At 68.3% G+C, this 21,202-nt stretch carries 23 protein-coding genes and 2 pseudogenes; 15 read left to right on the top strand and 10 right to left on the bottom strand.

Annotated elements, in window-relative coordinates:
- Window positions 1-193 precede the first annotated feature (193 nt).
- The 9 genes and pseudogenes from J7528_RS05580 to dapD all read left to right on the top strand — a co-directional run bounded on the left by J7528_RS05580 (window position 194) and on the right by dapD (window position 7,950).
- Complete coding sequence (locus tag J7528_RS05580; protein ID WP_291871951.1) at window positions 194-1,648, top strand: porin; 1,455 nt, start codon at window positions 194-196, stop codon at window positions 1,646-1,648.
- Window positions 1,649-1,659: 11 nt separating this feature from the next.
- Entirely contained in the window at window positions 1,660-2,709 is a 1,050-nt protein-coding gene (locus J7528_RS05575) for a sulfate ABC transporter substrate-binding protein (protein ID WP_291871950.1), read from the top strand.
- 60 nt (window positions 2,710-2,769) lie between these two features.
- Window positions 2,770-3,809: pseudogene (locus tag J7528_RS05570) on the top strand (sulfate ABC transporter substrate-binding protein).
- 229 nt (window positions 3,810-4,038) lie between these two features.
- Window positions 4,039-4,695, top strand: a pseudogene (locus J7528_RS05565) (sensor histidine kinase); the annotation flags it as partial.
- Window positions 4,696-4,713: 18 nt separating this feature from the next.
- A complete protein-coding gene (locus J7528_RS05560; RefSeq protein ID WP_291871949.1) occupies window positions 4,714-5,181 on the top strand; it encodes a response regulator in 468 nt (155 codons plus the stop codon).
- Window positions 5,181-5,453, top strand: coding sequence for a SemiSWEET transporter (locus J7528_RS05555; protein ID WP_291871948.1), 273 nt, complete (start codon window positions 5,181-5,183; stop codon window positions 5,451-5,453). The genes J7528_RS05560 and J7528_RS05555 overlap by 1 nt, the downstream gene beginning before the upstream one ends.
- 75 nt (window positions 5,454-5,528) lie before the next feature.
- The gene (gene argB, locus J7528_RS05550) at window positions 5,529-6,446 is read left to right on the top strand and encodes an acetylglutamate kinase (protein ID WP_291871947.1); all 918 of its coding nucleotides are present in this window, start codon (window positions 5,529-5,531) and stop codon (window positions 6,444-6,446) included.
- Complete coding sequence (locus J7528_RS05545) at window positions 6,443-7,108, top strand: pyrimidine 5'-nucleotidase (protein ID WP_291871946.1); 666 nt, start codon at window positions 6,443-6,445, stop codon at window positions 7,106-7,108. Before argB ends, J7528_RS05545 begins: the two co-directional genes overlap by 4 nt.
- Window positions 7,105-7,950 (top strand): 2,3,4,5-tetrahydropyridine-2,6-dicarboxylate N-succinyltransferase, encoded by an 846-nt coding sequence (gene dapD / locus J7528_RS05540; RefSeq protein WP_291871945.1) that lies wholly within the window; start codon window positions 7,105-7,107, stop codon window positions 7,948-7,950. Before J7528_RS05545 ends, dapD begins: the two co-directional genes overlap by 4 nt.
- A gap of 179 nt (window positions 7,951-8,129) precedes the next feature.
- Here dapD and J7528_RS05535 read toward each other — a convergent pair whose 3' ends face one another.
- Window positions 8,130-8,489 (bottom strand): cell surface protein, encoded by a 360-nt coding sequence (locus tag J7528_RS05535; protein ID WP_291871944.1) that lies wholly within the window; start codon window positions 8,487-8,489, stop codon window positions 8,130-8,132.
- 96 nt (window positions 8,490-8,585) lie between these two features.
- Between J7528_RS05535 and fmt the strand changes: the two genes are divergently transcribed.
- Window positions 8,586-9,512 (top strand): methionyl-tRNA formyltransferase, encoded by a 927-nt coding sequence (gene fmt / locus J7528_RS05530; protein WP_291871943.1) that lies wholly within the window; start codon window positions 8,586-8,588, stop codon window positions 9,510-9,512.
- The gene (gene truA / locus J7528_RS05525) at window positions 9,512-10,255 is read left to right on the top strand and encodes a tRNA pseudouridine(38-40) synthase TruA (RefSeq protein ID WP_291871942.1); all 744 of its coding nucleotides are present in this window, start codon (window positions 9,512-9,514) and stop codon (window positions 10,253-10,255) included. Before fmt ends, truA begins: the two co-directional genes overlap by 1 nt.
- 120 nt (window positions 10,256-10,375) lie before the next feature.
- On the opposite strand, the gene J7528_RS05520 is transcribed toward truA, so the two are convergent.
- Together J7528_RS05520 and dapE are read right to left on the bottom strand one after the other, a co-directional pair.
- On the bottom strand, window positions 10,376-11,296 hold the full coding sequence (locus tag J7528_RS05520) for a glutaminase (RefSeq protein ID WP_291871941.1): 921 nt from the start codon (window positions 11,294-11,296) through the stop codon (window positions 10,376-10,378).
- Between the two features lie 17 nt (window positions 11,297-11,313).
- A complete protein-coding gene (gene dapE / locus J7528_RS05515) occupies window positions 11,314-12,474 on the bottom strand; it encodes a succinyl-diaminopimelate desuccinylase (RefSeq protein WP_291871940.1) in 1,161 nt (386 codons plus the stop codon).
- A gap of 53 nt (window positions 12,475-12,527) precedes the next feature.
- Here dapE and J7528_RS05510 point away from each other — a divergent pair, with 53 nt between their 5' ends.
- The gene (locus tag J7528_RS05510) at window positions 12,528-13,007 is read left to right on the top strand and encodes a cupin domain-containing protein (RefSeq protein ID WP_291871939.1); all 480 of its coding nucleotides are present in this window, start codon (window positions 12,528-12,530) and stop codon (window positions 13,005-13,007) included.
- Here J7528_RS05510 and J7528_RS05505 read toward each other — a convergent pair.
- The gene (locus tag J7528_RS05505) at window positions 13,004-13,903 is read right to left on the bottom strand and encodes a LysR substrate-binding domain-containing protein (protein WP_291871938.1); all 900 of its coding nucleotides are present in this window, start codon (window positions 13,901-13,903) and stop codon (window positions 13,004-13,006) included. The genes J7528_RS05510 and J7528_RS05505 overlap by 4 nt on opposite strands.
- A gap of 86 nt (window positions 13,904-13,989) precedes the next feature.
- Here J7528_RS05505 and J7528_RS05500 point away from each other — a divergent pair, with 86 nt between their 5' ends.
- The gene (locus tag J7528_RS05500; protein ID WP_291871937.1) at window positions 13,990-14,688 is read left to right on the top strand and encodes an NAD(P)H-dependent oxidoreductase; all 699 of its coding nucleotides are present in this window, start codon (window positions 13,990-13,992) and stop codon (window positions 14,686-14,688) included.
- An 86-nt stretch (window positions 14,689-14,774) separates the two neighbouring features.
- Window positions 14,775-15,293, top strand: coding sequence for a hypothetical protein (locus J7528_RS05495; protein ID WP_291871936.1), 519 nt, complete (start codon window positions 14,775-14,777; stop codon window positions 15,291-15,293).
- 44 nt (window positions 15,294-15,337) lie between these two features.
- On the opposite strand, the gene def is transcribed toward J7528_RS05495, so the two are convergent.
- From def to J7528_RS05480, 3 genes are read right to left on the bottom strand one after another with little or no spacing between them, the layout of a single operon-like run.
- The gene (gene def, locus J7528_RS05490) at window positions 15,338-15,859 is read right to left on the bottom strand and encodes a peptide deformylase (protein ID WP_291871935.1); all 522 of its coding nucleotides are present in this window, start codon (window positions 15,857-15,859) and stop codon (window positions 15,338-15,340) included.
- Between the two features lie 8 nt (window positions 15,860-15,867).
- Window positions 15,868-17,136 carry a DNA recombination protein RmuC gene (gene rmuC, locus J7528_RS05485; protein WP_291871934.1) on the bottom strand — a complete coding sequence of 423 codons (1,269 nt, stop codon included), beginning with the start codon at window positions 17,134-17,136 and terminating at the stop codon, window positions 15,868-15,870.
- A 55-nt stretch (window positions 17,137-17,191) separates the two neighbouring features.
- Entirely contained in the window at window positions 17,192-17,344 is a 153-nt protein-coding gene (locus J7528_RS05480) for a hypothetical protein (protein WP_013080949.1), read from the bottom strand.
- Between the two features lie 151 nt (window positions 17,345-17,495).
- Here J7528_RS05480 and J7528_RS05475 point away from each other — a divergent pair, with 151 nt between their 5' ends.
- Window positions 17,496-18,368, top strand: coding sequence for a Rossmann-like and DUF2520 domain-containing protein (locus tag J7528_RS05475; protein ID WP_291871933.1), 873 nt, complete (start codon window positions 17,496-17,498; stop codon window positions 18,366-18,368).
- On the opposite strand, the gene recR is transcribed toward J7528_RS05475, so the two are convergent.
- Genes recR through J7528_RS05460 form a run of 3 tightly spaced genes read right to left on the bottom strand, consistent with a single transcriptional unit; the run spans window position 18,345 to window position 21,151 of the window.
- The gene (gene recR, locus J7528_RS05470) at window positions 18,345-18,947 is read right to left on the bottom strand and encodes a recombination mediator RecR (protein ID WP_291871932.1); all 603 of its coding nucleotides are present in this window, start codon (window positions 18,945-18,947) and stop codon (window positions 18,345-18,347) included. The genes J7528_RS05475 and recR overlap by 24 nt on opposite strands.
- A 3-nt stretch (window positions 18,948-18,950) precedes the next feature.
- Entirely contained in the window at window positions 18,951-19,280 is a 330-nt protein-coding gene (locus tag J7528_RS05465; RefSeq protein ID WP_291871931.1) for a YbaB/EbfC family nucleoid-associated protein, read from the bottom strand.
- 32 nt (window positions 19,281-19,312) lie between these two features.
- Window positions 19,313-21,151: a DNA polymerase III subunit gamma/tau gene (locus J7528_RS05460; protein WP_291871930.1), complete on the bottom strand. Its 1,839-nt coding sequence runs from the start codon at window positions 21,149-21,151 to the stop codon at window positions 19,313-19,315.
- Window positions 21,152-21,202 lie beyond the last annotated feature (51 nt).

Genomic DNA, 21,202 nt, shown 5'->3' with positions numbered 1-21,202 from the left:
CCGTCTACGGATCCTTAACCGTTCAAGTGTCTGATTTGATGGAAGTTTCGCAGCGTGTTTCGCGACACTTCGCCGCGCCTCCAGAAAAACTCAAGGCCGGTTTTCCTAATCTCGATTTCGTAGCTAGGGATAATCGTTTTCCCTGGCTCAGCAGGTTCGGTTCCGCCTCGGCGGCGCCGAAAGGGGAATACACATGACCTTAGGCAGAACTGCATTCCGCGCCGGGCTGATAGCCGGCGTGTCCCTGCTGGCGACCGCCGGCGCAGCGAGTGCTCAGACCGCTACGCCCGACGACGCCGCCGCCCGCATCGCCGCCCTGGAAGCCCAGTTGGAGACCCTGCAAAAACAGGTCGCCGACCTGAAGGCCGCCACCGCCGCCAGCCTGAAGGACGTGCGCGCTGCTCAGAGCGCCACCACCGTCAGCATCGCGGCCGGCCGCCCGACCATCTCGTCCGGTGACGGCGCCTACAGCGCCACGCTGCACGGCGTGATGCAGCTGGACGCCGCCCAGTACTTCCAGGACAAGGGCCTGCCGGCCGTGATCGGCAACGCCCGCGACCTGAACAACGGCACCAACTTCCGCCGCGCCCGCCTGGGCGTCGACGGCAAGTTCGCCAAGTATTTCGACTATTCGATCCTGCTGGATTTCGGCGGCGCGGGCACCGACGGCGCCGGCCAGCTGCAGGAACTGTTCGTCCAGTACAACTACGCCCCCTTCAAGATCCGCGTCGGCGCCTACGCCCCGAACCTGGGCCTGGAGGACGCGGCCTCGACCAACGGCTCGCTGTTCCCCGAACGGCCCGCGTCGGCCGAAGCCGCCCGCAGCCTGGCCGGCGCCGACCGCCGCATCGCGCTGCAGGGCCAGATCGTCCAGGAGCGCTGGCTGCTGTCGGGCGCCGTCTCGGGCGCCAAGGCCGGCGACGGCCAGACCTTCGACGAGCAGCTGGGCTATCTGGGCCGCTTCGTCTTCATCCCGGCCAAGGGTCCCGACTATCTGATCCATGTCGGCGCCAACGCCAGCGTCGTGGCCACTCCGGCCCAGACCGCGGCCCTGACCGGCGCCTATGGCGTCACGATCCAGGACCGCCCGGAACTGCGTGTCGATGGGACCCAGCTGGTCACCACCGGCTCCATCGACGCCAAGGGCGCCCGCCACTACGGCCTGGAAGCCGCGGTCCAGAAGAAGGGCCTGCTGATCCAGGGCGAGTATTTCGACTACAAGATCGACCGCCGCAACGCGGCCGCCGGCGTCTCCGACCCGAAGTTCACGGGCTGGTACGTGGAAGGCGGCTGGGTGCTGACGGGCGAGGCCCGCAAGTACAACCCCAACACCTTCGCCTTCGACGCCCCCGCCATCGCCAACCCCTTCGACCCGAAGGCCGGCAAGTGGGGCGCGTGGGAACTGGCCGCTCGCTACTCCGTGCTGGATCTGAACCATCACGAGAATGCGACCCTGGCCGGCGACCGCGTGCGCGGCGGCGAACAGACCATCTGGACCGCCGGCCTGAACTGGTTCCCCAACTCGGTGACCAAGTTCTCGGTCGACTATCTGGATGTCGACATCGACCGCAAGGATCCGGCCGGCGGTCTTACCGCCCTCAGCCAGAGCTACCAGGCGGTCAACTTCCGCAGCCAGTTCGCCTTCTAAGGATACGCTCTATGTCGAAGTCCCGCGACGTACGGCCCTTCGTTCCTTCCCGCCGCGATCTGATCGCGGCGGGAGCCGGGACGGCGGGCCTGGTTCTGACCGGCGCCGCGCAGGCCAGGGCTCCCAAGCCCGCCACCCTGCTCAACGTCAGCTACGACCCGACGCGGGAACTCTACAAGGAGATCAATCCGGCCTTCGCCAAGTACTGGAAGAGCCGGGTCGGTCAGGATCTGACGATCAGCCAGAGCCACGGCGGCTCGGGCAAGCAGGCCCGTTCGGTCATCGACGGCCTGCAAGCCGACGTCGTCACCCTGGCCTTGGCCGACGATATCGACCAGATCGCCAAGCGCGGCCTGATCGACAAGAACTGGAAGTCGCGCCGCCCGGCCAATTCCGCGCCCTATACCTCGACGATCATCTTCCTGGTCCGCAAGGGCAACCCGAAGAAGATCGCCGACTGGGGCGACCTGGTGAAGCCGGGCGTCAGCATCATCACCCCCAATCCCAAGACCGGCGGCGCCCCGCGCTGGGCCTATCTGGCGGCCTGGGCCTATGCCCTCAAGCGCCCGGGCGGTTCCGAAGCCTCCGCCCAGGCCTTCGTCAAGCAGCTGTATTCGCAGGTCCCGATCCTGGACAGCGGCGCCCGGGGTTCGATGACCACCTTCGCCCAGCGCGAGATCGGCGACGTCCTGCTGACCTGGGAGAACGAAGCCCACTTGGCCCGCGAGGAGTTCGGGGCCGACAAGTTCGAGATCGTCTATCCGTCGATCTCGATCCTGGCCGAGCCTTCGGTCGCGGTCGTCGACAAGGTGGTCGACCGCCGTGGAACACGCACCATCGCCGAGGGTTACCTGAACTTCCTGTACAGCCCGCTGGCCCAGGACCTGATCGGCAAGAACCACTACCGCCCTCGCAACCCGGCGGCGGCGGCCAAGTACGCATCCAAGTTCCCCAAGATCCCGCTGGTGACGATCGACAAGCAGTTCGGCGGCTGGGCGAAAGCCCAGGCCCGACACTTCGAGGACGGCGGCGTGTTCGACCAGATCTACAAGCCCGCCTAACGGCGGACCAGACAATCAAGCCCGCTTAGACGGGCCGGCCCAAGAACAAAGGCTTCAGTGATGACCCAAGACCTGAACAAGACCACCCGCCGCGGCCTCCTGGCCGGCGGCGCCGCGGCCCTCGCGGCAGGCGCTCTGCCCACCCTGGCAAACGCCCAGGCCGGCAAGACCATCACCCTGCTCAACGTCAGCTACGACCCGACGCGCGAGCTCTACAAGGACATCAACGCGGCTTACGCCGACTACTGGAAGAAGCGTGTCGGCCAGACCCTGGTGATCAACCAGAGCCATGGCGGTTCGGGCAAGCAGGCCCGCTCGGTGATCGACGGCCTGCAGGCCGATGTCGTCACCCTGGCCCTAGCCTATGACATCGACGAGATCGCCGCCAAGGCCAAGCTGCTGCCGGCCAACTGGCAGTCGCGCCTGCCGCAGAACTCGACCCCCTACACCTCGACCATCGTGTTCCTGGTCCGCAAGGGTAACCCCTGGAAGATCAAGGACTGGGGCGACCTGGTGAAGCCGGGCATCGACGTGATCACGCCCAACCCCAAGACCTCGGGCGGCGCGCGCTGGAACTACCTGGCCGCCTGGGCCTGGGCCCTGAAGCAGCCGGGCGGCAACCCCGCCAAGGCCGAGGCCTATGTGAAGTCTCTGTTCGAGCACGTGCCCGTGCTGGACACCGGCGCCCGCGGCGCCACCACCAGCTTCACCCAGCGCGGCCTGGGCGATGTGCTGCTGGCCTGGGAGAACGAAGCATACCTCGCCCAGGAGGAGCTGCCGGGCAAGTTCGACATCGTCTACCCGTCGCTGTCGATCCTGGCCGAGCCGCCGGTGGCGATCGTCGACAAGAACGTCGACCGTCACAAGACCCGCACCATCGCGGAAGGGTATCTGAACTTCCTGTACAGCCCGCTGGCCCAGGAGCTGGTGGCCAAGAACTACTACCGTCCGCGCAACGCCGAGGTGGCCGCCAAGTACGCCGCCCGCTTCAAGAAGATCCCGCTGGTGACGATCGACGACACCTTCGGCGGATGGAAGAAGGCGCAAGCCACCCACTTCAACGACGCGGCGTGTTCGACCGCATCTATCAGCCGAAGTAACGCCTTTCTGACGGCCCGCCCGTTCCGGGAAGCACGGACGGACCATCGGACAGCACGGCGGGAATCCCAGCGGATTCCCGCCGTTTCCATGTTTGCTCCCAACCTATGTTGGGAACCCGACAACTTGGCGTACGTTGAGCGTCAACGGGGTGGTGGGAGCTTGACCGCAGGCATGGACGACTATTCGGAATCTGTACGCGATGTCAGCCAGGCCACGGGCCGTAGCCCCGCGGATCTTGAAGCGATCATCGAGGCGCGGACGCACGAGCTGAAGGAAGCCCTGGAGCAGAAGACCGCCCTGCTCCACGAGGTGGACCACCGGGTCAAGAACAACCTGCAGCTCATCTCCAGCCTGCTGCTGCTGCAGAACCGACGCGTGCAGGACCCCGCTCTGAAGGCGTCGCTGAAAGGCATGCTGGGCCGGGTCAACGCCATCGCCACCGTCCACCGTCGCCTGTTCCAGAGCGAGGATGTCGAGCGCTTCGACGTCTCGGCCTTCATCCGCGACATGGTCGCCGACCTGATGGGCTCGGCCAATCGCGACGACATCCGCATCGAGCTGGACCTGGAGCGCGTCGAGATCGCGGCCTCCAAGGCCGCGCCGTTCGCCCTGGTGGTCAATGAACTGCTGACCAACGCGCTAAGGCACGGTTTCCCGGAAGGTCGCGGCGGCCGGATCTTCATCGGCGTGCGCCGCGAGGAGGGAAATTTCAGGATCGAAATCGCCGATGACGGCGTTGGTTTTGACAAGGACACCAAACCATCGGGGTTCGGTCTGACCATTGTTCAGCTGCTGTGTCAGCAGTTGAAGGCCAAAAGTGAGACGACCGATGCGGAACCAGGTGTCCGTGTTGTCGTTCTGCTGCCCGTGAACGGGGCGAACTAGGAAGGTTGAGTTAGTCTGATGAGCGGCCGTACGCTCGATGTGCTGATTGTCGAAGACGAGATGCTGCTGGCGATCGAGCTTGAGCACCTGGTCGAGGAGGTGGGATGCCACTCGCTGGGTTGCGCCATGAGCTCGGACGAGGCGGTGGATCTCGCCGAGAAGCTGCATCCTGACCTGGCCCTGGTCGACGTCCACCTCAGCGACGGCCCGACCGGCGTCGATGTGGCCCGCAAGATCTCGCAGGATTGCGGCGGCGTGGCGCTGTTCATGACCGCCAACGTCAAGCGCCTGCCCGACGACTTCGCCGGCGCGTGCGGCGTGATCGGCAAGCCGTATTCCGAGCATGGCGTGAAGACCGCTCTCAACTACCTGACCTTCTGCCTGACCGAAGGCCACGTGCCCGGCCCCGTGCCGGTGGGCCTGACCCTGGCGCCGGCCTATGCCGCGCTGTGGGGCTTGGGCGACGCGATGCAGCAAACGGCTTGATGGCCGTACCGCCGCTCGCCGCCGTCGTCGGCACGGCCGCCGCCCTGCTGTCGATCACCAGTTTCGCGCCGCAGATCCTCAAGATCTGGAAGGAGAAGGACGCCTCGTCCGTCTCGCTGCGCACCTACATCGTCACCGTCACGGGCTTTGCCTGCTGGGTGACCTACGGCTTCCTGATCCAGGCCTGGCCGGTCATCGTCTCCAACATCGCCTGCCTGCTGATGTCCGGCGGCGTGCTGGCCATGAAATGGCGGTTCGATCGTCCCCGCTGAGGGCCCTTCTTTGATGACAGGGGGGGCGGGGTCGGTTATCGAGGCGCCGATTTTACGTATCGAGGGACCGCCGCCTTGACCGACGTCGCCGCCGAGGAAGCTGGCTGGGCCACCGCCAAGACCCTGGCCGAGGCCCTGCCCTACATCCAGATCTACGACCGCGAGACGGTCGTGATCAAATACGGCGGCCACGCCATGGGCCAGGAAGAGGTCGCCAAGGTCTTCGCCGCCGACGCTGTGTTGCTCAAGCTCCTGGGCGTCCATCCGGTGGTCGTGCACGGCGGCGGTCCGCAGATCAGCCGCATGCTGGACAAGGCCGGCGTCAAGTCGACCTTCATCGACGGCCTGCGCGTCACCGACGAAGCCACGATGGAAGTGGCCGAGATGGTCCTGTCGGGCGCCATCAACAAGGAAATCGCCAGCTGGATCACCCAGGCCGGCGCCGAGGCCGACGTGCGCGGCGTGGGCCTGTCGGGCAAGGACGCCCGCCTGATCACCGCCGAGAAGGTGACCCGGACCAAGAAGGATCCGGACAGCAATATCGAGCAGGCCGTCGACCTGGGCTTCGTGGGCGAACCGACCAAGGTCGATCCGCACATCATCCAGACCCTGCTGGCCTCGGAAACCGACTACATCCCGGTGATCGCGCCGATCGGCGTCTCGGCCGCGGGCGAGACCTTCAACATCAACGCCGACACGGTGGCCGGAGCCCTCGCCGGGGCTCTCAAGGCCAAGCGGATGCTGATGCTGACCGACATCAAGGGCGTGCTCGACGGCAATGGCGAGCTGATCCGCGAGATGACCGTGGACGCGGCCCGTGAGCTGATCAGCTCGGGCGTGGCCACCGGCGGCATGATCCCCAAGCTGGAAAACGCCATCCACGCCATTGAGGCAGGCGTCGAGGCCGTGGTCATCCTGGATGGCCGCCGTCCGCACGCCATGCTGGTCGAACTGTTCAGCGAGCACGGCGCGGGCACGCTCATCTCGAAATGAGCGCCGACCTCTCTCACGTCGACACCTGGCTGTTCGACCTCGACAACACCCTATACCCGCTGGAAAGCGAGTTCATGGGCCTGATCGAGGTCAAGATGACCGACTTCGTCGAGCGTCTGACCGGCCTGCCCCGCGACGAAGCTCGAGCGTTGCAGCACGGCTACTTCACCGAGCACGGCACCACCCTGGCCGGCTTGATGATCAACCACGGCCTGGAGCCCAAGACGTTCCTGGACGAGGTGCACGACGTCTCGATGGACAAGCTGATCCCCAGCCCAGAGCTGCGCGAAGCGATCGCCCGCCTGCCCGGCCGGCGGATCATCTTCACCAACGGCTCTGTCGGTCACGCCGAGCGGGTGCTGGCGCACCTGAACCTGCGCGACCTGTTCTCCGAGATCTTCGCGATCGAGACGGCGGACTACATCCCCAAGCCGTCGCTGAGCACCTTCGACAGGATCAGCAAGCTGCACGCCATCGATCCGCCGAAGACCGCCTTCTTCGAGGACAGCGAGAAGAACCTCGTGCCTGCCGCGCGGTTGGGCATGACCACCATCCTGGTCGGGGCCCACGCCAAGGACTCGACCTCCGAACACGTCCATTTCCGGACCAACGATCTGCCTGAGTTCCTGAACTCGGCCCGCCTGCAAGGAAGCCCGCAATGACCGCCGTGAGCCTCTCGGATCTGCAAACCGAAGTCGAAGCCGCCTGGGAAGGCCGCGCCGACGTCTCGGTCGCCACCACCGGCCCGGTCCGCACCGCCGTGGAAGAGTCGCTGCTGCTGCTCGACAGCGGCAAGGCCCGCGTCTCGGAAAAGGTCGACGGCGAGTGGGTCACCCACCAGTGGCTGAAGAAGGCCGTGCTGCTGTCGTTCCGCCTGAACCCCAACACCGTCATGCGCGCCGGCACGCTGGGCGGCGGCGTCGGCCCGTGGTGGGACAAGGTGGCCAACAAGTTCGACGGCTGGGACGCCCCGCAGTTCGAGGCTGGCGGTTTCCGCGCGGTGCCGGGCGCGATCGTCCGTCGCGGCGCCCACATCGGCAAGAACGTCATCCTGATGCCGTCGTTCGTGAACATCGGCGGCTATGTCGACGAAGGCACGATGGTCGACACGTGGGTGACCGTCGGCTCGTGCGCCCAGATCGGCAAGAACGTCCACCTGTCGGGCGGCGTCGGCATCGGCGGCGTGCTGGAGCCCCTGCAGGCCAACCCGACCATCATCGAGGACAACTGCTTCATCGGCGCCCGCTCGGAAGTCGTCGAGGGCGTGGTCGTCGGCGAAGGCTCGGTCCTGTCGATGGGCGTGTTCATCAGCGCCTCGACCCAGATCATCGATCGCGCGACCGGCCAGGTCCACATCGGCAAGGTCCCGCCCTACAGCGTCGTGGTTCCGGGCACCCGCCCCGACGCCAAGAGCGGCCTGGGCCTCGCCTGCGCCGTGATCGTCAAGACGGTAGACGCCCAGACGCGGTCGAAGACGAGCATCAACGACCTGCTTCGGGACTAAGGGTTTCTCCCCTGCGCCAAAGCAACCGTGCCTTCCTGGGCCTTGTGCCCAGGATCCATGGTTCAGCTAGCTCAGCGATCGCCAGAAATGGCGCGGATTGCTCAGGAGCACCGAGCCAAGCCGCGCCATGGGTCCTCGCCACAAGGGCGAGGAAGGCAATCTAATTTGGACTCGGACGATTAGTTCGTCGCCTCGTTCAGCTGCTTCTTGCTCTCGGCCGCGCCCTTCTTGACGTCGTGCTTGAGCTCGGAGCCGGCCTCCTTGGCTTCCTGGCCCGCCTTGGCGCCCAGTTCGCCGGCCTTGTCGGCAGCCTCGCCAGCGGCTTCCTTCAGCTCGCCGGCCGTCTCCTTGGTGCTTTCCTTGATCGCCGTGCCGGCTTCCTTGACGTCCGGGTCGTTGGCGATGTTGTGGGCGGCGTCCTTGATGTCGGCGGCGGCGGCCTGCGCGCCTTCCTTCACCTCGGTGGCGTGTTCCTGCGAGCAGGCGGCGAGAGTCAGCGCCGCACCGGCGGCGGCGATCAGCATCAGCTTGGAACGCATGGTCGGGCTCCTTTTGAGTCGGCTGGATAACGGAGGTTCACGGCGCAGGTTCCGAGTCGCTTTGCGCAAAGCCGCTCAGGCGTCTAAACCCCCGCCATGCGCATCGCCTTCCTCGGCACCCCCGACTTCGCCGTCACCTGCCTCGCCGAACTCGTCGCCTCGGGCCACGAGATCGTCGCCGTCTATTCCCAGCCGCCGGCCCCCCGCGGGCGCGGCCAGGAACTGAAGCCCTCGCCGGTCCACGCCTTCGCCGAAGGCTTGGGCCTGCCGGTCCGCACGCCGGTCTCGATGAAGACCCCCGAAGAGATCGAAGCCTTCCAGGCCCTGGAGCTGGACGCCGCCGTCGTGGTCGCCTTCGGCCAGATCCTGGTCAAGGCGGTGCTGGACGCCCCGCAATACGGCTGCTTCAACCTGCACGCCTCCCTGCTGCCCCGCTGGCGCGGCGCGGCCCCGATCCAGCGGGCGATCATGGCTGGCGATCCCGTCACCGGCGTCCAGGTCATGCGGATGAGCGAGGGCCTGGACGAGGGCCCGATCATCATGTCTCAGCAGGTCGTGATCGAAGGCGACGACACCGTCGCCACCCTGCACGACAAGCTGGCCGCCACCGGCGCGCAGCTGCTGCCCGTCGCCCTGGCCGCCATCGAACGCGGCGGCGCCCGCGAGACGCCCCAGGCCGAGGACGGCGTCACCTACGCCAAGAAGATCAAGTCGGCCGAGGCCCGCATCGACTGGACCCGCCCCGCCGCCGAGGTCGACCGCCACATCCGCGGCCTGTCGCCCTTCCCCGGCGCCTGGTTCGAGGCCCCATCCGAGAAAGGCCCGGTCCGCGTGAAAGCCCTGCTGTCGCGCGTCGAGACCGCTTCCGGCGCGCCTGGAACCGCGCTGGACGACGGCCTGCTCATCGCCTGCGGCGAAGGCTCCGTGCGCCTCCTGAAGGCCCAGCGCGAGGGCAAGGGCGTCCAGGACGCCGAGACCTTCACGCGCGGCTTCCCGATCGCGTCTGGAACGACGCTGGCCTGATGCCTCGCTATCGCCTCCTCGTCGAATATGACGGCCGGCCCTATGCCGGCTTCCAGGCCCAGGCCGTGCTGCCCAGCGTGCAGGGCGCGATCGAGGCGGCGGTGACGGCGTTCAGCGGCGAGACCGTGCGCATCGCCGCCGCCGGCCGCACCGACACTGGCGTCCACGCCACCGGCCAGGTGGTGCATGTCGACCTGGAAAAGGACTGGCCCGCCCAGACCGTCTTCAACGCCCTCAACGCCCACCTGACCCGCGAGGCGGTGTCGATCCTGTCGGCGGAAGTGGCCGAGGGCGACTGGCACGCCCGGTTCTCGGCCAATGAGCGTCGTTACCTCTACCGCATCCTCAACCGCCGCGCCCCGCCGGCGCTGGACAAGGGCCGGGTCTGGCATATGAAGAAAGACCTGGACGCCGACGCCATGCATGCGGCCGCCCAGCACCTGATCGGCCTGCACGACTTCACGACCTTCCGCGACATGCACTGCCAGGCCAAGAGCCCGGTGAAGACCCTGGACGTGGCGCGGGTGCGGCGGGTGGGGGAAGAGATCCACCTGGACTTCGAGGCGCGGTCCTTCCTGCATCGGCAGGTGCGGTCGATGACCGGGACGCTGGTCGAGGTCGGCGCGGGCCGCTGGACGCCCGATGACGTGAAGGCCGCGCTGGAGGCCAAGGATCGGCGCGAGTGTGGGCCCGTGGCGCCGGCGGATGGGCTCTATCTAGTCGGCGTGGGGTACGGGGACTGACTTGCCCCCACCTGACCGCTTCGCGGTCGTCCGCCCCCGGAGGGGGCGGAAGGTGAACGCGCGATCCTTCTTCCCCCTCCGGGGGAGGAGCGCGAAGCGCGGAGGGGGCCAGTAGCCGCCCTACAACACCGAGCAATTCGTGATCTGGCTAAACGCCTCCAGCGCCGCCGTGCCGACCACCGAGGTGCCGAAACGATCCAGCTCCGGCGACCACACCGCCACGACCGCCTTGCCGGGGATCACCGACACCACGCCCCCGCCCACGCCACTCTTGCTGGGCAAACCAACCCTGTAGGCGAAGTTGCCGACGCTGTCATAAATCCCGCAGGTCAGCAGCAGCGCATTGAGCCGCCGCGTCAGGCGCTCGGGGAACACCGTCTCCTGCGCCACCGGCGAGAAGCCGCCCGCCGCCAGCGGCAGGAAGGCCCGCGCCAGCTGGCGGCAGCTCATGGTCAGGGCGCACTGGCGGCAATAGGCGGCCACGACGCTCTCGGGATCGTGGTGCAGCGTGCCCTTGCCGCGCATCAGGCTGGCGATGGCGCGGTTCTGCCAGGCATTGGCCAGCTCGGACGCCGCCACGGTCGGGTCGATCTCCAGCCGCTCGTCACAGAGAAAGCCGGCGAAGTCGCGGACCAGGGCCGCCGGGTCCTTGGTGACGTCCATCAGGATGTCGGTGACCGCCAGAGCCCCGGCATTGATGAACGGATTGCGCGGCACGCCCTGCTCGGCCTCGAGCAAGGACAGGTGGTTGAACGGCGTGCCCGACGGCTCCTTGCCAACGCGCGTCCAGGTCTCGTCGCCCAGGCGGTTCAAGGCGAGCCCGAGCGCGAAGACCTTGGTGATGCTCTGGACCGAGAAGCCCTCGTCGGCGTCGCCGATCACGTGCTCGCCGCCATCGACCGTGCGCACGGCCATGCCGAACTTGGTCCCCGGCACGGTAGCCAACTGCGGGATATAGTCGGCCGTGCGGCCCTTGCCGAAGTGCGGCTTCACCAGCACCGCCACCTCGGCCAGCACGTCGGGAATCGAGAGCGCCTTCATGTCCGACGCCCCGCCCCTTACGCGAAGGCCGCGAAGTAGCGGTTGATCAGCGCCTCGTAGGCGTCGGCGAGATAGCGAACCTCCTCGACCGGCACGCGCTCGTCGACCTGGTGCATGGTCGAGCCGACCAGGCCGAACTCGACGACGGGGCACAGGGCGCGGATGAAACGGGCGTCGCTGGTGCCGCCGGTGGTCGACAATTCCGGCACCCGGCCCGTGGCGTCGCCGACGGCGGCCACGATCACGTCGGTGAAGGCGCCAGGCTCAGTCAGGAAGGCCTCGCCGCTGATCTTGCACAGCACCTCGACGCGGCCCGAGAAGCCCTCGGCCGCGTCGCGGCATTCCTGCTCGATCCAGCTGGCCAGCTCGTGGCCCTTATGGGCCGGATTGAAGCGGATGTTCACGCGCGCCTTGGCCGACGCGGGAATGACGTTGGTGGCGGTGTTGCCGACATCGACCGTGGTCACCTCCAGGTTCGACGGCTGGAAGCCGGTATAGCCGTCGTCCAGCACCCGGCTCTGCAGGCGCGACAGGATGTCGACCAGCACCGGTATCGGATTGGCCGCCCGGTGCGGATAGGCCACGTGGCCCTGCTTGCCGTCGACCGCGATCCAGGCGTTGATGCTGCCGCGCCGGCCGATCTTGACCATGTCGCCCAGCAGGTTGGCGCTGGTCGGCTCACCGACGATGCAGTGATCGATGACCTCGCCCTCGGCGGCCAGGGCCTCGACGACCTTGACGGTGCCGTCCTCGGCCACGCCCTCCTCGTCGCCGGTGATCAGGAAGCTGATCGAGCCGGCATGCTCGGGGATCTTCGATACGGCGGCGACGAAGGCGGCGATGGCCGACTTCATGTCGACCGCGCCGCGGCCATACAGCACCCCGTCCTTGATCTCGGCCTCGAAGGGACCAGCGGTCCAGGCGGCGTCATCGCCCACCGGCACCACGTCGGTATGACCGGCGAAGCAAAGGTTCGGCCGCGCCGTCCCGCGCCGGGCATAGAGGTTCTCGATCTCGCCGAACTTCATGCGGCGGCAGTCAAAGCCCAGGGCTTCCAGCTGACGCTGGAGGGTGTCCATCGCGCCCTCGTCGGCCGGCGTCACCGACGGGCGGCGGATCAGGGCCTGGGCGAGCTCGACCGGGTCGATGCTGACGGAAACGGGCGCGGGGCTGGTCATGGTGCAGGCTTTAGGCTTCCCTCCCGCCAGACGCAAACCGAGACGGCCCGCCGATGCCCAAGATCGACCTCTCCACGGCCCCCACCCGCGTCGGCACGGCCTATCCCGCGCCGTTCAACCAGCCCTGCCTGAAGCGTCACCGCACCAAGCTGGGCGACGCCGTGGGCCTGGACCAGTTCGGGGTCAACCTGCTGCGCCTGGAGCCCGGCGTGTGGTCCAGCCAGCGCCATTGGCACACGGCCGAGGACGAGTTCACCTGGGTGGTCCAGGGCGAGGTGGTGCTGGTCGAGAATGACGGCGAGACGATCCTGCGAGCCGGCGACTGCGCGGGCTTCAAGGCCGGGGTCGCCAACGGCCACCACTTTCAGAACCGCTCGGATCAGGACGTGCTGCTGCTGGAGATCGGCTCGCGACGGCTGGACCAGGACGGCTGCGACTATCCCGACATCGACCTGGTGCTCCGCGACGGTGAGGGCGTCTACCGCCACCGGGACGGCACGCCGTACGAGACCGACCAGGGCCGGAAGCGCTAGGCCTTCAGCACCGCCAGCAGCCAGTCGTGCACCGCCATGACCGCCCGCGAGGCCGTTGGCAGGCGCAGCAAGTGGTAGGGCCGCCCCTCGATCACCGGCCCGAACGGCTGGACCAGCAGACCCGTCGCCAGCTCGTCGCGGACCAGGCTGAGACTGCCCATGGCCACGCCCAACCCGCCGACCGCCGCCTGGTAGGCGTGGCTGTCGTCGGTGAAGACCAGGCGCGGCGTGGTGTCGAGGTCCGGGAACTCCGCCACCTGAGCCCAGCGCGCCCAGGTCGGGGTGTCCGCCGCCGGGTGTCGCCACTCGCAATGCAGCAGGGGTTGGCCCCGGAGGTCCTCCGGCGAGGCCAGGGCCAGGTTGGGGCTGAACACCGGCGCGAAGGTCTCGACGAACAGCGGCGCGGCCACGAGGCCAGGGAACGGGCCGTGGCCGTAGCGGATGGCGATGTCCGCCGCGCCCGAGCGCAGGTCCACAGGATCGTCGGAGGCATGCAGCCGCAGCTGGACGTTGGGATGGGCGGCGCGGAACTCGGCCATGCGCGGCAGCAGCAGGCGAGCGGTGAAGCCGACCAGGGCCGACAGGGTGACGACGGTCTCGCCCTCTTCCGGGCACAGGGTCCGCAGTGCCTCGGCGAAGGCGTCGAAGCCATCGCGCAGCACCGGGAACAATCGCTGACCGGCGGCGGTCAGGCTGACCCGCCGCACCTGACGCTCGAACAGCTTCAGCCCCAGCGTCTCTTCCAGTTCGCGGATGCGATGGCTGATCGCCGTGGGCGTGACGGCCAGCTCCTCGGCGGCCAGGCGGAAGCTTTCCAGCCGGGCAGCGGCCTCGAAGGCGCGCAGGGCGCCCAGCGGCAGGCGACGACGCGAGAAAGATGAACTTATCTCATCCATGGCCTGATGATTACGCGTTCGTCAGCGCGCCGTCACGCGCGCAGAACGACCTCCAAGGATGAACCTTCATCACCTTGGAGATGCTTATGACCACCGTCCTGCAGATCGACGCCAGCGCCCGTTCGGGCCGGTCGGGCGAGACCCGCCACGGCTCGCACACCCGCCGCCTGACCCACCGTTTCGTCCAGCGCTGGAGCCAGTTGCGGCCGGAAGACGAGATCCGCCATCGCGACGTCGGCGTGCGTCCGCCGCGCCCGGTCAGCGGCGACTGGATCCACGCCGCCTTCACCCCGGAGGCCGCCCGCGAGCCCTGGATGCGCGAGGTCCTCTCGGAGAGCGACGCCCTGGTCGCCGAGCTGAAGGCCGCCGACGTCATCGTCATCGGCGTCCCGATGTACAATTTCGGCCCGCCCGCCCCGCTCAAGGCCTGGATCGACAACATCGTTCGCGTGGGCCTGACCTTCGGCTTCGACCGCTCGCGCGAGGGCCAGCCGTACTGGCCGATGCTGGCCGGCCAGGGCAAGACGCTCGTGGTCCTGACCGCGCGCGGCGACTACGGCTACGACGCCGGCGGGCGGGTCGCGGACCTGGAGCTGGTCACGCCCAGCCTGGCCAGGCCTCTGGCCTATCTCGGGATCACCGACCTGCGCACGGTCGCCGTCGAATATGACGAGTTCCAGGACGAGCGCCTGGCGGCCTCGCTGGGCCAGGCGGAGACAGCGGTCGACGCGTTGGTCCAGACGCTGGCGGCGGAGCACGAGAACAACTCAACGCGGGCAGCCTAGGTCATTGCCCGGGGCGCGGCTTGCGCTAGAAGTTGAGGGCGCTTCGGGAAAGAACCCGAGAAGTTGAGCGACTTAGGGGGCAGACAATGAAGAAACTCGGACTACTGGCGATGGCCAGCGTGGCGATGCTCGTGTTCGCGCAGCCGGCGTCAGCCCAACAGCCCGGCACGGCGCTCTGGACAAACCTGACCTTCGGTATGACCGAGGCGGAAGTGCTCGCGGCCCAACCGACGGCGACCAAGCCCCGGAAGCCCGACGTCCTGACGGACAAGGCGGTCTGCGCCCTGGAACTGCAGGCCTACAATGTCGTCAACCGCGACTTCCACGCCTGCTTCTACTTCACGGACGGAAAACTCGACCGAGTCATCCTCGACCGCAAGCTGTCGACCGACGGCGATTTCGAGGACATCCGCAATCAGCTGCGCACGAAATACGGAACCGAGGCCGAGGCCCAAACCGGCAGCAAGATGCTCAGCCTGGCAAAATGGCATGGCGAGACCAACACCGTCATCCTGCTGCTGACCAAGAGCCTGCTGGACCCGCGGTTCGGCAAGATCATGTGGATCTACCGCGAGCCGATGCCGTCGACGAACGACAAGCTGTAGGTGATGCGCTCCGTTCCGCTGAGGCGGGACGGAGCAAGCCGTCCTTAAGCCGCGCGGCGGGCCTTCTTGACCTTGGTGATGGCGCGGTCGCGGCGCAGGCGCGACAGGTGGTCGATGAACAGGACGCCTTCCAGGTGGTCCATCTCGTGCTGGATGCAGACGGCGAACAGGCCCTCGGCCTCCTCGACGACCGTCTCGCCCTGGTAGTTCAGGTAGCGGATGGTCACCTTGGACGGACGCTCGACCTCGTCGAAATATTCCGGCACCGACAGGCAGCCTTCCTCGTAGCCGAGGGTGTCTTCCGAGCTCGACAGGATCTCGGGATTGACGAAGTAGCGCGGGGCCGGCTCCTCGCCCTCGCGGGCCAGGTCCATGGTGATGACGCGGATCGGCTCGCCGATCTGCACGGCGGCCAGGCCGATGCCCGGGGCGTCGTACATGGTCTCCAGCATGTCATCCATCAGCGCGCGCAGTTCGTCGGTGACGGCCTCCACGGGCGTGGAGATCTTCTTCAGCGTCGCCAGGTCGGCGGCGTTATCGACGGTGAGGATGCGACGGATGGCCATGACGCTGATCAGGTAGGCGTCTCATTTCCGAGCGTCAAGGTGGGAGATTGTCCCGCCCCGCTCAACTTCGTGAGAGGCCGCACGCCCTGTTCGATGCCCGCCGGCTCGGCGATCGTCTTGCCTTCGTGGTCGACGGACAGGTCCTCGAAGCGGCGGGCCTGGGTCAGGACTTGGCTCTCCAGCGAGCCGACGAACTGGTTGTACTTGCCCACCGCGCTCTCCAGCGCCTTGCCCATGGCCCCGGCGTGGGCGCCCATGACCGAGACGCGCTTGTAGAGCTCGCGGCCGACCTCGACGATGCGGGCGGCGTTCTTGGCCTGGTCCTCGGCCCGCCACCCGTAAGCGACAGCCTTGCAGAGGGCGAACAGGGTGGTGGGCGTGACCAGCACCACCTTGCGCTCCATGGCCTCGGCCATCAGGTCGGGCAGGCGCTCCAGGGCCACGGCCAGGAAGCCGTCGCCGGGCACGAACATGGCCACGAAATCGGGCGAGCCGACGCTGGCGAACTGGTCCCAATAGGCCTTGGACGACAGGCCCTGCATGTGGGCGCGGACGCTGGCGGCGTGGCGGGTCAGGGCGGCCTCGCGCAGGGCCTCGTCGGTGGCTTCCTGGGCCTCGAGGAAGGCGTTCAGCGAGCACTTGGCGTCGATCACGAACACCCCGCCGCCCGGCAGGGTGACGGTGACGTCGGGCCGGCGGCGGCCCTCCTCGCTGTCGACGCTAAACTGCTCCTGGAAGTCGAAGCGGCTGTTGAGGCCCGCGGCCTCAAGGACATTCCGAAGCGTCTGCTCGCCCCAGCGGCCCTGCACCCCGGCCCCGCGACGCAGGGCGGCCGACAGCTTTCGGGCCTCGGCCTGGGTCTCCGTGGACGCTTGCAACAGGGCGGCGATCTGGGCTTTCAGGCCGCCGGTTTCCTCGGCGCGAGCCTTCTCGACGGCGGTGACCTGGGCCTCGAACTTGGCCAGGGTCTCGGCCACCGGCTTGAGCTGGGCCTCGAGACGGGCCTGGGCCAGGTTGTCGCGGCTCTTGGCGTTCTCGTCGGCGCGCTTGATCAGTTGCTCGGCGATGGCGTTGGCGCTCTGGGAGGCCTGGGCCTTGATCAGTTCGATCTGGGTCGCGGTCTGGTCCTGCAGCAGGCGTTCGCGCTCCTCCAGCCGCCAGATCTCGGCCTCGGCCCGGGCGGCCCGCTTCTGGGCGGTGAAGGCCCACAGCGCGCACGCGGCGGCGGCCAGGGCGAAGACGAGAGCCAGGATGAAGAACGGATCGGAGAAGTTCATGCTCCGTTCTTACCGGGAGTCGGCGGCGGCTTAAAGGCCGCCGCCCTTATCGTGATCAGTCGTCGCCGTCGGCGAGGTCGGCGATCATGCCGCTGATCGGCTCGCCGGCGAAACCGGTGACGTTGTGGCCGCGATCGACCACGCCGACCTTGGCCGGGTGCGGGGCTTCGGTCTCGGCTTCGGGAGCCTTGTCTTCGGGGGTGCTCATGAAATCAGTCCCTCAATTCCTGGCGTCCTGGCGGTTCGCCGAACGCGAGTATGCTGAGCTTGGCATGGCCAAGCGGCGCTGTCAGCGGGCGGCTCTCGATCTGCGCGCGTTGAGCGTCTAGATGCTCGGCGTCGTCGCAAGGAGCGCCAGCATGGCCCGACTTTGGATCATCGGACCGGGCGCGGTCGGCAGGACGCTTGGGCGGCTGCTCCACACCCGCGGCGCGTTCGAGATCGCTGGCATCGCCGCGCGCACGCCGGAGAGCGCGCAGGCGGGCCGGGCCTTTATTGGCGGCGGCGCGGTCATGGACCTGGAAGCCTTCACGCCCTCCCCCGGCGACGCGGTGATGCTGTCGGTCCGTGATGAAGCCATCGGCGATGTCGCCGCGCGGTTGGCGGAGGTCGTCGATCCGGTGGGGCTGGTGATCTTCCATTGCAGCGGAGCCCGCGACCTCGAGCCCCTGGCGCCGTTGCGTGGCGCGGCCCTCGCGGCGCTGCATCCAGTCAAGGCCTTCGCCGATCCGGCCCGCGAGGTCGCCACCTTCGAGGGCGTGGTCTGCACCGTGCAGGGCGATGCGGCGGCGCTGGAGGTCCTGGCGCCCGCCGTGACGGCCATCGGCGGCGAGCCGGTGGTGCTGGCGGCCGGCGTCGACCGGCGGCTCTATCACGCCGGTGCGGTGTTCGCGTCGAACTATCTGACGACCCTGGTGCAGGCGGCGCTGGACGCTCACGCGGCGGCGGGGATCGGCCAGGCCGACAGCCTGCGGATCCTGTCGCCGATCCTGCGCGACGCCTTGGCCTCGATCCTGGAGCGCGGCCCCGTCCAGGCCCTGACCGGCCCGATCGCGCGGGGCGACGCCGTAACGGTCGCGGCCCAGGCCGAAGGGCTGGCCGCCCATGATCCGGCGCTGTCCGAGCTTTATCTGGAACTAGGCCGCCGGACGCTGGACCTGTCGCGGCGCAAGAGCCCCGACCTCGACCTCACCGCTCTCGCGGCGCTGCTAGGCCGGCCGCCGGGCGCGTAGGGCCTGGGCGATGGTGCCGTCGTCCAGCCAGTCGAGGTCGCCGCCGACCGGCACCCCCCGCGCCAGCATGGTCACCGGCACATTGGTCCTCGCCAGGCGATCGGCGATGTAGTGGGCGGTCGTCTGGCCGTCGACCGTGGCGGGCAGGGCCAGGATCACCTCGGACACCTCACCCTCGGCCACACGGGCCGCCAGTTCGCCGATGCGCAAGGCTTCGGGGCCGACGCCGTCCAGGGCCGATAGCAGCCCGCCCAGCACGTGGTAACGCCCCCGGAACGAGCCGCCGCGCTCCATGGCCCAGACCGACCCGACCTCCTCGACCACGCACAGCAGGCGCTGGTCGCGGCTGCCGTCGGCGCAGATCGAGCAGGGATCGGTGACGTCCAGAGAGCCACAGACGGAACAGGTCCGCACCTTGGCTTGCGCCTCGGCCATGGCCAGCGCCAACGGCGCCAGGAGGGTGTCGCGCTTCTTCAGCAGGGCCAGAGCCGCCCGCCGGCCCGAACGCGGTCCCAGGCCCGGCAGCTTTGACAGCAGGGCGATCAGGCGCTCGATCTCGGGTCCGGCGGAGGCTGCCAAGTCCTAGAACTTCATCCCGGGCATGCCGCCCATCAGGCCCGCCATCGGACCGGCGGCGTCCTGCATCATCTGGGCCTGCTTGGCGTCCAGCTTCTTCTTGGCGTCGGCGTGGGCGGCGATGATCAGGTCGGCGATCACTTCGCCCTCGCCCGGCTGGACCAGGCTTTCGTCCATCAGAACCCGGACCAGCTCGCCCGTGCCCATCAGGGTGACGGTGACCATGCCGCCGCCCGACGTGCCGTCGACCGTGCTGGCCGCCAGCTGCGCCTGGGCGTCGGCCAGTTTCTGCTGCATGGCCTGGGCCTGCTTCATCAGGCCGCCGAGGTCTTTCATCTTAGAACTCCAACTTCAAAATCGCGGGCTACTCAGCCCTCTTCCTCGTCCGGCTCCAGCGGCGGGGTTTCCGGCGTCAGGAGCTTGCGGATCTCGATGATCTCGGCGCCGGGGAAGGCCGACAGGACCGAGGCGACGAAAGGATCCTTCTTGATCTCCTCCATCTGCTCGCGCTCTTCGCGCTTCTGGCGCTCCATCAGGCTTTCGGCGCCGCCGCCGCCCTCGGCCGCGACCAGCCAGGGCTGGCCGGTATGCTCCTTGAGGAAGCGGACCAGGCGGCCGGCCAGGTTGCCGGGCGCGCCGGGCGCGGCTTCGAAGGTCAGGGCGCCGGGCCGGAAGCTGATCGGGCGGATATATTGCTCGGCGTCCAAACGCAGACCTATGTCGCGCTTGGCCGCGATCAGGGCCATGACGTCGTCGAACGAGGCGACCACCGGCATGGCCTGCTGGCCCGGCGCGGCCATCATCACCGGCGCCTGGGCCGAGACCGCGCCGCCACCGCCGCCGCCGCCGCCGCCGCCCACGGCGACACCGCCGCCAGGGCCGCCGCCACCGATTGGGGCGCCGTCGCGCAGGGCCTTCAGCGCCTCTTCCGGACCGGGCAGGTCGGCGGCGTAGCACAGGCGGATCAGGGCCATCTCGGCCGCGGCCATGGCGTCGGGCGCGCGGCGCACCTCCTCATGGGCCTTCAGCAGCATCTGCCACAGGCGCGACAGGGTGCCGGCCGAGGTGTGCGCCCCGATGGCGGCCAGGCGGGCGGCCTGCTCCTTGGGCATCGACAGGGCGTCGGGACCGAGCGCCTTGGACACCGCCGAGCTGTGGCAGTGGTCCAAGATGTCGAGCATGACCACCGCCGGGTCGGCCCCGAAACCCCACAGGGCGCGGAAGCCTTCCAGAGCGTCCTTGGTCTTGCCGCCCATGACGTTTTCGAACAGGGCGATGGTCTGGCCGCGATCGGCCAGGCCCAGCATGTCGCGGACGACGGCCGAGGTGACCGTGGCCCCACGATCGGTCTGGACGATCGCCTGGTCCAGCAGCGACAGGCCGTCGCGCACCGAGCCTTCGGCCGCGCGGGCGATCAGGGCCAGGGCGTCGGTCTCGATCCGCGCGCCTTCCTTGGCCGAGATGCGGTCGAAGTGCTTGACCAGCACGTCCGGCTCGACCCGGCGCAGGTCGAAGCGCTGGGTGCGCGACAGGATCGTCACCGGCACCTTGCGGATCTCGGTGGTGGCGAAGATGAACTTGGCGTGCGGCGGCGGCTCTTCCAGCGTCTTCAGCAGCGCGTTGAACGCCGCCGTCGACAGCATGTGCACTTCGTCGATGATGTACACCTTGTATCGCGCCTCGACGGGGGCGTAGCGCACCCCGTCCAAGAGCTCGCGCATCTCGTCGACCTTGGTGCGGGACGCGGCGTCGAGCTCCAGCACGTCCATGTGCCGGCCCTCGATGATGGCGCGGCAGTGGTAGCCTTCGGTGGTCAGGTCGACCGAGGGGCCTTTGACGGTGTCGGTCTCGTAGTTCAGGGCGCGAGCCAGCAGGCGCGCGGTCGTGGTCTTGCCGACGCCGCGGACGCCAGTGAGCATGAAGGCGTGGGCGATCCGGCCCGTCGAGAAGGCGTTGGCCAGGGTGCGGACCATGGCCTCCTGGCCGATCAGGTCCTCGAAGGTGCGCGGACGGTACTTCCGCGCCAGCACGGTATAGGCGTCGCCCTCCTTGCCTTCCGGCGGAGACTCGACGACGGGGCGCGACTCTTCACGGGCCTCCGGCGCGGGCGGCGCTTCACCGAAGATATCGGCGGTGTTCTCGTCGCGTTCAGCGGGCGCTTCGTCCCACGGCGGCGCGGAATCGGAAAGGTCGTCGTGGTCGGCCATGAGTCCGAGTGTAGTGGCGCGAAGGGCGCAGCAAAAGCCTCACGCCCGCTT

Origin of the sequence: Caulobacter sp., assembly GCF_017744445.1 — a bacterium.
GTDB lineage: Bacteria > Pseudomonadota > Alphaproteobacteria > Caulobacterales > Caulobacteraceae > Caulobacter.
Note: the sequence above shows the minus strand (reverse complement) of the source record. Positions and strands in the feature narration are given on the sequence as shown.

Bases quoted from the DNA above. Each gene is read 5' to 3' on its own strand.
- J7528_RS05580 (WP_291871951.1), top strand. From the start codon at position 194: ATGACCTTAGGCAGAACTGCATTCCGCGCCGGGCTGATAGCCGGCGTG.
- J7528_RS05575 (WP_291871950.1), top strand. From the start codon at position 1,660: ATGTCGAAGTCCCGCGACGTACGGCCCTTCGTTCCTTCCCGCCGCGAT.
- J7528_RS05560 (WP_291871949.1), top strand. From the start codon at position 4,714: ATGAGCGGCCGTACGCTCGATGTGCTGATTGTCGAAGACGAGATGCTG.
- J7528_RS05555 (WP_291871948.1), top strand. From the start codon at position 5,181: ATGGCCGTACCGCCGCTCGCCGCCGTCGTCGGCACGGCCGCCGCCCTG.
- J7528_RS05545 (WP_291871946.1), top strand. From the start codon at position 6,443: ATGAGCGCCGACCTCTCTCACGTCGACACCTGGCTGTTCGACCTCGAC.
- dapD (WP_291871945.1), top strand. From the start codon at position 7,105: ATGACCGCCGTGAGCCTCTCGGATCTGCAAACCGAAGTCGAAGCCGCC.
- J7528_RS05535 (WP_291871944.1), bottom strand. From the start codon at position 8,489: ATGCGTTCCAAGCTGATGCTGATCGCCGCCGCCGGTGCGGCGCTGACT.
- fmt (WP_291871943.1), top strand. From the start codon at position 8,586: ATGCGCATCGCCTTCCTCGGCACCCCCGACTTCGCCGTCACCTGCCTC.
- truA (WP_291871942.1), top strand. From the start codon at position 9,512: ATGCCTCGCTATCGCCTCCTCGTCGAATATGACGGCCGGCCCTATGCC.
- J7528_RS05520 (WP_291871941.1), bottom strand. From the start codon at position 11,296: ATGAAGGCGCTCTCGATTCCCGACGTGCTGGCCGAGGTGGCGGTGCTG.
- dapE (WP_291871940.1), bottom strand. From the start codon at position 12,474: ATGACCAGCCCCGCGCCCGTTTCCGTCAGCATCGACCCGGTCGAGCTC.
- J7528_RS05510 (WP_291871939.1), top strand. From the start codon at position 12,528: ATGCCCAAGATCGACCTCTCCACGGCCCCCACCCGCGTCGGCACGGCC.
- J7528_RS05505 (WP_291871938.1), bottom strand. From the start codon at position 13,903: ATGGATGAGATAAGTTCATCTTTCTCGCGTCGTCGCCTGCCGCTGGGC.
- J7528_RS05500 (WP_291871937.1), top strand. From the start codon at position 13,990: ATGACCACCGTCCTGCAGATCGACGCCAGCGCCCGTTCGGGCCGGTCG.
- J7528_RS05495 (WP_291871936.1), top strand. From the start codon at position 14,775: ATGAAGAAACTCGGACTACTGGCGATGGCCAGCGTGGCGATGCTCGTG.
- def (WP_291871935.1), bottom strand. From the start codon at position 15,859: ATGGCCATCCGTCGCATCCTCACCGTCGATAACGCCGCCGACCTGGCG.
- rmuC (WP_291871934.1), bottom strand. From the start codon at position 17,136: ATGAACTTCTCCGATCCGTTCTTCATCCTGGCTCTCGTCTTCGCCCTG.
- J7528_RS05480 (WP_013080949.1), bottom strand. From the start codon at position 17,344: ATGAGCACCCCCGAAGACAAGGCTCCCGAAGCCGAGACCGAAGCCCCG.
- J7528_RS05475 (WP_291871933.1), top strand. From the start codon at position 17,496: ATGGCCCGACTTTGGATCATCGGACCGGGCGCGGTCGGCAGGACGCTT.
- J7528_RS05465 (WP_291871931.1), bottom strand. From the start codon at position 19,280: ATGAAAGACCTCGGCGGCCTGATGAAGCAGGCCCAGGCCATGCAGCAG.
- J7528_RS05460 (WP_291871930.1), bottom strand. From the start codon at position 21,151: ATGGCCGACCACGACGACCTTTCCGATTCCGCGCCGCCGTGGGACGAA.